The organism is Candidatus Thermoplasmatota archaeon (genome assembly GCA_029907305.1).
Lineage (GTDB): Archaea > Thermoplasmatota > E2 > DHVEG-1 > DHVEG-1 > JARYMC01.
On sequence record JARYMC010000067.1, the window covers coordinates 1 to 9,016 of the forward strand.

Annotated in this window: 12 protein-coding genes, 1 pseudogene and 1 riboswitch; of the genes and pseudogenes, 5 read left to right on the forward strand and 8 right to left on the reverse strand. The window is 35.5% G+C overall.

What is annotated here, in order from left to right; translation table 11 throughout:
* Positions 1-258 precede the first annotated feature (258 nt).
* Positions 259-332: riboswitch (Fluoride riboswitch) on the reverse strand.
* A gap of 60 nt (positions 333-392) precedes the next feature.
* The 6 genes from QHH19_05630 to QHH19_05655 are packed head-to-tail and all read right to left on the reverse strand — an operon-like array spanning position 393 to position 2,998.
* Positions 393-965: a class I SAM-dependent methyltransferase gene (locus tag QHH19_05630; protein ID MDH7517807.1), complete on the reverse strand. Its 573-nt coding sequence runs from the start codon at positions 963-965 to the stop codon at positions 393-395.
* Positions 966-1,002: 37 nt separating this feature from the next.
* On the reverse strand, positions 1,003-1,350 hold the full coding sequence (locus QHH19_05635; GenBank protein ID MDH7517808.1) for a NifB/NifX family molybdenum-iron cluster-binding protein: 348 nt from the start codon (positions 1,348-1,350) through the stop codon (positions 1,003-1,005).
* A gap of 3 nt (positions 1,351-1,353) precedes the next feature.
* A complete protein-coding gene (locus QHH19_05640; protein ID MDH7517809.1) occupies positions 1,354-1,695 on the reverse strand; it encodes a DUF134 domain-containing protein in 342 nt (113 codons plus the stop codon).
* Between the two features lie 2 nt (positions 1,696-1,697).
* Positions 1,698-1,952, reverse strand: a complete 255-nt coding sequence (locus tag QHH19_05645) for a ferritin family protein (protein ID MDH7517810.1) — start codon at positions 1,950-1,952, stop codon at positions 1,698-1,700.
* Positions 1,949-2,179: a DUF5320 domain-containing protein gene (locus QHH19_05650; GenBank protein ID MDH7517811.1), complete on the reverse strand. Its 231-nt coding sequence runs from the start codon at positions 2,177-2,179 to the stop codon at positions 1,949-1,951. Before QHH19_05650 ends, QHH19_05645 begins: the two co-directional genes overlap by 4 nt.
* A gap of 6 nt (positions 2,180-2,185) precedes the next feature.
* Positions 2,186-2,998, reverse strand: a complete 813-nt coding sequence (locus QHH19_05655) for an Mrp/NBP35 family ATP-binding protein (GenBank protein ID MDH7517812.1) — start codon at positions 2,996-2,998, stop codon at positions 2,186-2,188.
* Between the two features lie 155 nt (positions 2,999-3,153).
* Between QHH19_05655 and QHH19_05660 the strand changes: the two genes are divergently transcribed.
* Positions 3,154-3,858, forward strand: coding sequence for a DtxR family transcriptional regulator (locus QHH19_05660; GenBank protein MDH7517813.1), 705 nt, complete (start codon positions 3,154-3,156; stop codon positions 3,856-3,858).
* Positions 3,859-5,781 carry a ferrous iron transport protein B gene (gene feoB / locus QHH19_05665; GenBank protein ID MDH7517814.1) on the forward strand — a complete coding sequence of 641 codons (1,923 nt, stop codon included), beginning with the start codon at positions 3,859-3,861 and terminating at the stop codon, positions 5,779-5,781. It abuts the gene before it with no gap.
* A 36-nt stretch (positions 5,782-5,817) separates the two neighbouring features.
* Here the strand turns inward: feoB and QHH19_05670 are convergent, their stop codons facing one another.
* The gene (locus QHH19_05670) at positions 5,818-6,576 is read right to left on the reverse strand and encodes a ZIP family metal transporter (GenBank protein MDH7517815.1); all 759 of its coding nucleotides are present in this window, start codon (positions 6,574-6,576) and stop codon (positions 5,818-5,820) included.
* A 60-nt stretch (positions 6,577-6,636) separates the two neighbouring features.
* Entirely contained in the window at positions 6,637-6,990 is a 354-nt protein-coding gene (locus tag QHH19_05675; protein ID MDH7517816.1) for a cupin domain-containing protein, read from the reverse strand.
* 69 nt (positions 6,991-7,059) lie between these two features.
* Here QHH19_05675 and xth point away from each other — a divergent pair, with 69 nt between their 5' ends.
* The 3 genes and pseudogenes from xth to QHH19_05690 all read left to right on the forward strand — a co-directional run bounded on the left by xth (position 7,060) and on the right by QHH19_05690 (position 8,938).
* Positions 7,060-7,824, forward strand: a complete 765-nt coding sequence (gene xth / locus QHH19_05680; protein MDH7517817.1) for an exodeoxyribonuclease III — start codon at positions 7,060-7,062, stop codon at positions 7,822-7,824.
* 65 nt (positions 7,825-7,889) lie between these two features.
* On the forward strand, positions 7,890-8,567 hold the full coding sequence (locus tag QHH19_05685; GenBank protein MDH7517818.1) for a 2,3-bisphosphoglycerate-dependent phosphoglycerate mutase: 678 nt from the start codon (positions 7,890-7,892) through the stop codon (positions 8,565-8,567).
* A gap of 212 nt (positions 8,568-8,779) precedes the next feature.
* Positions 8,780-8,938 (forward strand): annotated as a pseudogene (locus QHH19_05690) (ATP-binding cassette domain-containing protein).
* The last annotated feature ends 78 nt before the right edge of the window (positions 8,939-9,016 follow it).

Below are 9,016 nucleotides of genomic sequence, written 5' to 3' on the forward strand. Positions count from 1 at the left end.
ATGGATGAAGATCTGCATGGATTTTTCGGTTTATACAAGTAGCTCGTAGGAAAAGCTAACTAACTTGACAAATACAATCTTTTTAGCTCCTTTTTCTCTTTTTCAGTTATCATATCTTTTCACTAAAACATTAAATTCAACTTTTGGATCGCATCTCAAATAAAAAAACAAATTTTCGTTCAGATGTATCAAAATATTTCTTACAGCGTCTTTTATTTTATTCAACAGCTGAATTTTCATATAAACATCACTGAAATTTTTATGATAGAAGTCATCAGCTGTTGACAGCGGTTTTGGTTTAAGCCACGGTGGACCTCATCACCAGGGCACTTGTAATTTTCAAACACTTATTTATACATTCCCTAAACATCTAATAAACTGAAGTGAATTATTTATGTGTTTATTGAGAATATTGTGAAGGATTGTTCTGATAAAAAATCAAAACTTTTGTGTATCTTATATCCTGCTTGTTTCATTTCATCAATCAATGTTTGTTTAGGAACAAAATGTCGATGAAGTCTTTGAAAACTGAAAAATCCTCCTCTGCCATCATATTCGATTATGATTACTTTACCATCAGTTTTTAAAACATCTTTTAATCTCTTGAAATAATCAACCCGGTTCGACAAATGATGAGTCATATTTCTCATGAAAATATAATCAAATGTATGTTTTGGTAAACTGGGATGTTCTGATTTAGTGAGTACAGTAACAACATTGGTTAATCCTTTTTCTTTTACTTGTTTCTTTATAAACTCTAAAAGTTCTTCGTTTGTATCAACAGCGTAAACCTTTCCATTCTCTCCAACGATGTTAGCAAATCTATATGTAAAATATCCTCCACCAGACCCGATATCAGCAATTATCTGCCCAGGTTTCAAATCAAGTTTTTCGATAATTTGATCTGCCTTATATTTTGGTTTAGCCGCCTTTTTATTGAACATCTCTGCTCTTTTCTCATTCATATCAAAAAGCTTCCTAAAGAAAACCATCAGATAATCATTAATGTAACTTATCAACCCTATTATCTAGTTCATTTTTTATGAATTTATTTATCGCATCTACCACAGATTTTTCATTAGTTACTACAGGCTGAATATTATTCTTCATTAAATCATTATAGATCCTTCGCCCCATACCATAACTAATTACCATAGCACAATCTTTGATGTTTTTAATCATTGTCTCGTGATCACAGCTTTGGCATCCCCCCGTGCTTTTACCGATATTTTCTCTGTATTCTTGTTTTACTATCTCATTATTCTGAATTTCAAATACCACAAAACCTGTTGCTCTACCAAAATGATCAGCTATGGTTATTCTATCATCAGATGCGACAGCTATTTTCATTTTTTATGACCCCTCTCTGTAACATTTCCCATATCCTTTTTTTGATAATGAGTTAACAATCTCATAGTTCCCTCCTTCAATTTTTATTGCTTTTCCTTTAACAATGGCGTCAGCTATCTTTTTCCTTGCCGTTAAGAGTAAACGATGAAATGTAGGTTGCGATATGTTCATCATCTGTGCCGCTTCTTCTTGTTCTAATCCCTCCAGGTCTTTTAGTCGTATTGCTTCAAATTCATCGACAGAGAGAACAGATGATTCTAGGTCAATTAATGGTACCCCTGCTGGTTTAAAGTAGGTTACATTTGGTGAAAATCCGACTCTTCTACAACGCCTTGGTCGTGGCACAGTTAATCATGCTCTATAAATGCTTTTTCTTGCTCTTTATCGTTTTTTCTTATCCATTCGATAAGCATTGCTGCATGCTCTTTTTCCTCATCTCTATTATGTTCAAGTATTTTCTTCAACTGTTTATCTTTAACGTTCTCCACTCGCTCCTGGTACCAATTTATTGCCTCTAATTCCTCAATTAAAGATTGTCGTGCTCGTTCTAAATCCTTTGTTTCCTCCGTGAGATTATCTCTTCCTTCGTGTTCACCAGTCATAGTTTTTCATCCTCAAGCTCTTTCAGTTTTTTTGTGATTTCTTGTTTTTCGATTTCCAGTTCTTTCAGTTGTTCTTCTAAAATCTTCTTTTGTTCCTCTTTTGACAGAATCAAAGGTTCTGTGATTGGTATTCTATATCTCCAACCACGCCCAAAACCAGGCGTTCTCCAGCATCTCAAATATCTTTCCTGGGTCCACCATGGACCAGTTCCATCACCACATGGCATTTTTTTTCACCTCTTTTCTGATATTTTTTTCTCGATTTTTTCTACAATTTCTTTAAATAATATTGTTGTTGTTGATTTATCATTAAACATGAAGTTTTTTCCCTCGTCTCCCATCTTAACGATCTGTGGATCGATAGGGATTTTTCCTAAAAAAGGGATGTTAAAATCTTTTGATGCTTTTATTCCCCCGCCTGTTTTAAAAATATCCGTGTTTGTTTTGCAATGTGGGCATGTGAAGCCACTCATGTTTTCAATAATTCCTATAACTGGTATATTCATTTTTTTTACGAAATTTACTGATTTTCTCACACTCAGCAATGCAACATCTTGTGGTGTTGTTACAATAATAGCTCCATCGCTATCTGGTATTAACTGTGCAATGCTCAAAGGCTCATCGCCTGTACCTGGTGGTAAATCAACGATTAAATAATCAAGATAGCCCCAGTTAACATCTTTGATAAATTGTTTGAGTGCGCCCATCTTCATTGGTCCACGCCAGATAATCGGTGAGTCTTTATCAGGAAGAAGAAAAGCCATGGACATAATTTTTAAGTTAGATGTAGCAGATACAGGGATGACTCCTTCTTGTGAAAAGTGTGGTTTCTGATTTTCAACGCCGAGAATCTTTGGTACACTTGGGCCGTGGATATCTCCATCGAGTAATCCAACTTTGTAACCTTTTTGTGAGAGTAAGAGAGCTAGATTTACTGAAATCGTACTTTTTCCAACGCCTCCTTTTCCACTTAATACAATAATTTTATGTCGAATGTTGTCTAACGTTGTCGTAACTTTAAGTTCCTTCGTATTTTCTTTGTTCATGTTTCACCTTTGCATAAGCCTATTATGAATATATATTCATTACATCTATTTAAAATTTTCTTGTTTAACATAATCTCCAAAAAACTATCAAAATTTAGGTCTACCAAAATATTTATATTCTTGACAATACAATATACTCCATATAGTGAAATTTTATGCCACAGGAACAAACCGAAGAATATCTAGAAGCAATCTACGATCTTGCTGGACTAGAAGGTAAAGCAAAAACAACAGAGATCGCAAAAAAATTACACAACGCACCAGCTAGCGTAACAGAAGTCTTACAACGAATGGATAGAGATGGTCTTGTTAAATACGAACCATACCAGGGCGCATCTCTAACAAAAAAAGGAGAAAACATAGTTACACGAATTAAAAGAAAACATAGACTACTTGAGGTTTTTCTTGATAAAATTCTACATATACCAATGGAACAAGTCCATGATCAAGCCTGTAAAATGGAGCATGTAATAAATGATGAAACAGAACAAGCATTATGCAAAACACTAGGGGTACCAACTGAATGCCCACATGGTTCACCGATACCACCATGTAATATAAATGTAAACAACTGTAATGAATGCATATCTGAAGATGTTTCAAGTCGGGATAAACGCAAACAAAAAATCGTCCCTATAACCAGTCTTAAACCAAATGAAAAAGGCAAGATCGCTTTTATTAGAGGTGGAAGAAATGTTGTTCAAAGACTCTGCGACCTTGGTTTAACAAACGGAACAAGCATTTCTCTTGTACGTGAGGCACCATTAAAAGGACCTATTGAGGTCTGTGTTAGAGGATGCAAAATCGTTATTGGACGAGGCATCGCCGAGAAGATTTTTGTTCAACTAGAGGAAAACTAGATGGAAAAAACAGATATTACTATAGCACTCGCTGGTAATGCAAACGTTGGCAAAAGCGTAATATTCAATCAACTAACAGGCCTTGGACAAATTATTGGTAACTGGCCTGGTAAAACTGTTGAAAAAGCAGAAGGAATATTAGTTCACCATGATAAACGAATTAAGGTTATTGACCTACCTGGCATATATTCTTTATCAACCTATTCACAGGAGGAACTAATATCCAGAGAATATATAGCGCTAGGTCACCCAGATGTAGTAGTAAACGTTGTTGATGCAACAGCTCTTGAGAGGAACCTTTTTTTTACACTTCAACTAATAGAGATGCAGATACCACTGGTTCTTGCTATAAATCTTATAGATGTCGCTAAGAAAAAAGGGATAAACATAAATTATCAGCTTCTCAGCGACATTCTCGGCGTACCTGTTGTTCAAACAGTTGCAACAAAAGGAATAGGGGTACATGAAATTGCTGATGAATCCCTTAAAATCATTAATCAAAAAACAACAGTAAAAAAACCAAGAATTAGATATGGTTCAGAGATTGAAAAAAGAATCGAAAAAATTGAAGAGACACTTAGACAAACAAATATTGGTTACCCACTGCGCTGGATTGCAATTAAACTTTTAGAAGAAGATTTAGAGATAATAAAAATAGTAGAAAAAAAAGCACCAGATGTAGTTAAATTAGCACAAACTTTTTCCAGAGAAATAGAAGAGATACACAAAGAACCGTGTGCAACTGTGATAGCATCTGAGCGTTATGCTACTGCCGCAAAAATAGTAAAAGAAATTGAGACACATGAGCAGCCACAGAAACCATCCTGGGGGGAACGCCTAGATGCATTAAGTATGCACAGCATCGGTGGTTACGTTGTTTTATTCTTAATAATGTTCGCTATCCTTAGTTTCATATCTTTGTTCGGAGGATGGTTATCAGAAGTCTTACAGAACTTTTTTGAGCAGTTTAGACCTCAAATCTCAGGTTTTTGGCCAGAGCTTGCATGGAATGGGGGTGTAGTTGGTTTCTATGCATCACTCGGAGTCGCTCTGGGTTTTATTCTACCTTTCTACATTATATTAGGTATCCTAGAGGACTCAGGGTATTTACCAAAAGTCGCATATCTAATGGATCGACCATGTCACACAATGGGTCTCCACGGCAAAGCATGTATGCCTCTACTAGTTGCTTTTGGATGCAATGTACCTGCCTGTGCAGGTTGTAGAATCCTTGAAACCAATAGAGACAGATACATCGCTTTGATACTATCAACACTAATTCCTTGTTCAGCGAGAACCGTGGTTATTCTTGGTCTAGTTGGTGCCTATGTAGGTATTGGTTGGGCAGTCGCTTTATACATATTTGATTTCATATTAATCTTCCTTATAGGCAGACTGTTAAATAAGATAATACCAGGCTCATCTGTAGGAATCATAATGGAGATGCCACCATATAGAACACCATCATCTAGAGTTATAATCAAACAAGCATGGGTGAGATTCAAACCATTTGTTTTAACAGCCGTACCATTAATCATACTAGGTAGCATTATTGTAGAAGCCATGAGATTAACAAACGTACTCTCAGCTATCTCTGATTTATTAAGCCCGATAACAGTCGTATGGCTAGGTTTACCAGCTTTCACTGGTTTCTTGTTCATATTTGGTGTTTTAAGAAAAGAAGCAGCACTTGTACTACTTGCAACAGCTGCGGGAACAACCAACATAAGCCAGGTAATGTCACCTTTACAAATGATCATCTTTGCTTTAGTAATAATGATTTATATACCATGTATCGCAACAATTGCAGCCATAGTAAAAGAGGCTGGTTGGAAACGCGCAATCAGCATAACATTTTTTGAAATAACACTAGCAATACTAATAGGCGGTATAGCATTCAGAATACTACATCTCATCATGTAAATTATAAGAAAAACTAGATGGAACAACTATTATGTTTCACTCATGGAACATGATCTTAGTAAACCACATGAGAAGTATACCACAAATAAAAACAGTGAGCGTAACCATATATTTTTTAAAATCAAGTTCTTTCCTAATCTCAGGAACTAGATCCGTTGCTGAAATATAGATAAAACCTCCAGCCGCAAAAGGAAGAATATACAAAACTACATTTTCAACACCACTAGAAATAAAATATCCAACTATACCACCAACAACAGCTGTTAATGCCACAAGAAAATTTAATGTAATTGCTTTTTTCTTAGAAAAACTACCATAAATCAAAACACCAAAATCACCAATCTCTTGAGGTATTTCATGGGTTGATATCGCAATAGTAGTAGTTATACCAAGCGGGATTGAGGACATAAAACTCGCAGCAACAATCATCCCATCAATAAAATTATGAATAGAGTCCCCAAGAAGGTTCATATAACGAAAGGTATGTACATCACATTCTCCCCTATGGCAATGACGCCAATGAAGAACTTTCTCTACAACAAAAAACAAAATAAAACCAACAAGAACAAAAAGAAACACATCAAGCAGAGACATACCAAATTTTTCGCTACTTTCAATACCTTCAGGTAGAAGATGCAGAAAAGCACCACCCATTAAAGCACCAGCAGACAGTCCAACTAGAACAAGTAAGATTTTATTCAATACTGAGTTTTTTAAAATTAACGTAATAACACCAACAAAAGAGATAAGTGAAACAACAACAGTAGCTAAAATAATATATACTAGCTCAAACACAAAACTCTCCCCAATTATTCTTTTTTGCTGTCATAATATCAAAAATCTTTTTGAATATTTTCATTTATTTTTATAAGGAATCAAACAAAGAAATTTCAATGGTTTTTTCCCTCTGTTTATAAGCTGGTGCCACTCCATAGGTTTAATAAAAAACACGTCACCCTGTTTAAACGGTTTTTCATGAACCCTATCAAACGCAACGCCATTTCCTTCTAAAATAAAAACCTCATGCTCCCAATCATGCTGATGCAAAGGGGAATAACCACCAGGTTCAACCTCAAAAAGACGCATAGCAAAATTCTCAGCACCATCCTTTTTTGAAATAAGCCACCGCACTTTCATATCTTTTATTCCCTGTTCAGATGGCTCTTCCAACTCAACATCAGTATAATGCACGTGTTTCAACAATATCACCCAAGTTTTTCAATGAGGTATTGCATACATAAAGATTAATCTTATCTCATAGTTCTATATACGAGTAATATGAAACTTTTATGCTGGAATGTAAATGGCATCCGCGCAGCTGATAAAAAAGGACTGTTTGATTGGTTCATAAAAACATCACCCGATATCCTTTGTTTACAAGAAATCAAGGCTTCGCCAGAACAGGTACCACCTCATCTTAGAAACATGCCTGGCTATCATATTTTTTGGAATCCTGCAGAGCACAAGGGATACAGTGGTGTAGTAACATACACAAAAATAAAACTAATTAGCGTGAAAACAGGTTTTGGGATAGATAAATTCGACAAAGAGGGTAGAATTCTTATTACAGAATACAAGTCGTTCACATTGTTCAACATATATTTTCCGAATGGTAAACAAGGACCGGAAAGACTTGATTACAAACTTAAGTTCTATGATACCTTTCTCTCATACGCTGATAACCTAAAAGCAAAAGGAAAAAACATCATAGTCTGTGGTGACTTCAACACTGCGCACAAGGAAATAGATTTGGCTAGGCCAAAAGAAAACGAAAAAATATCTGGTTTCTTACCAATTGAGAGGGCATGGATTGACACGTTCATCGACCATGGCTACATAGATACTTTTAGGTATTTTAACAAAGAACCAAACCAATACTCTTGGTGGGATATGAAAACAGGTGCGCGTGAACGCAATGTTGGTTGGAGGATTGATTATTTTTTTGTAAACAAAGAATTTATGCCTAAAGTAAAAAATGCTTTCATCCTGCAGGATGTGATGGGTTCTGATCATTGTCCAGTTGGTATAGAAATAAAAATCTGAGTAAACATCCAAAAGAAAAAATACTATAACCTTCTGTGAGATACGATTTTGCGGAGATGGAATAAATGGCTCAACTAATACTTGTGCGGCACGGCCAATCTGTATGGAATTTAGAAAACCGTTTTACTGGATGGGTTGATGTTCCTCTTTCGAAAAAGGGTATTGATGAGGCTATATCTGCTGGGGAGAAACTCAAAGATGTTGAATTTGATGTTATTTATGTTTCTCATATGTTACGTTCTATACAGACTTTGCATTATATATTAATTAAGTCAAATAGCAAGAAAACACCTATTATCTATCACGAGGAAAAAAGGATACGTGACTGGGAGCACCATGCTGGGGATCAGAGCAAAGAATTGCCTATCTATCAGTCGGTTGATTTGGCAGAGCGATACTACGGCGAACTCCAAGGATTAAACAAAGCTGAGATGATGAAGAGATATGGTGAGGCTCAGGTGCATCTCTGGCGGCGTAGCTATGATGTCAATCCTCCTGGTGGAGAGAGCTTGAAGGATACTACTATGCGTACTATACCTTATTTTAAAAACTATATTCTAAAGGATATTCAAAAAGATAAAACAATACTTGTTGTCGCACATGGCAATAGTCTTAGGTCAATAACCATGTTTTTGGAAAATATTTCTGAGAAGGATATACCTAATCTTGAGATACCAACTGGTATACCAATATTGTATAAGTTGGATAAAAACATGAAAATACTTGAAAAAAAACTCATGTAAATCTGTGTGGTAAAGGATAAATACCTGTTTTTATATGGGCGTATTCTCTATAAAAATATTTATCAAAAAAAGAGAAAATATATATGATGAAGAAAACAGTTAGATGCCCAAGTTGTAAAAAGGTATTCACATTTTTTGGTGAACCGGGACAGGTTATAAGAGTTACCTGCCCAAGATGTACAGCAAATGGGAAGATAACATTTGAAAAAGCAATTGAACCTGAAGATATAGCGATAGAGGTTTCTAATCTCCGTAAAGTATATGGTGACCTGGTTGCAGTAGATGATATATCTTTCTCAGTTAAAAAAGGTGAAATCTTTGCTTTTCTCGGACCTAATGGTGCTGGTAAAACAACAACTGTGGAGATAATAGAATAGACCTTTTGCATAATTATAAAACTGGAACAACTGTTCTCTTCTAGCCTCCCCCAACTAGCTATTTTTACTCTG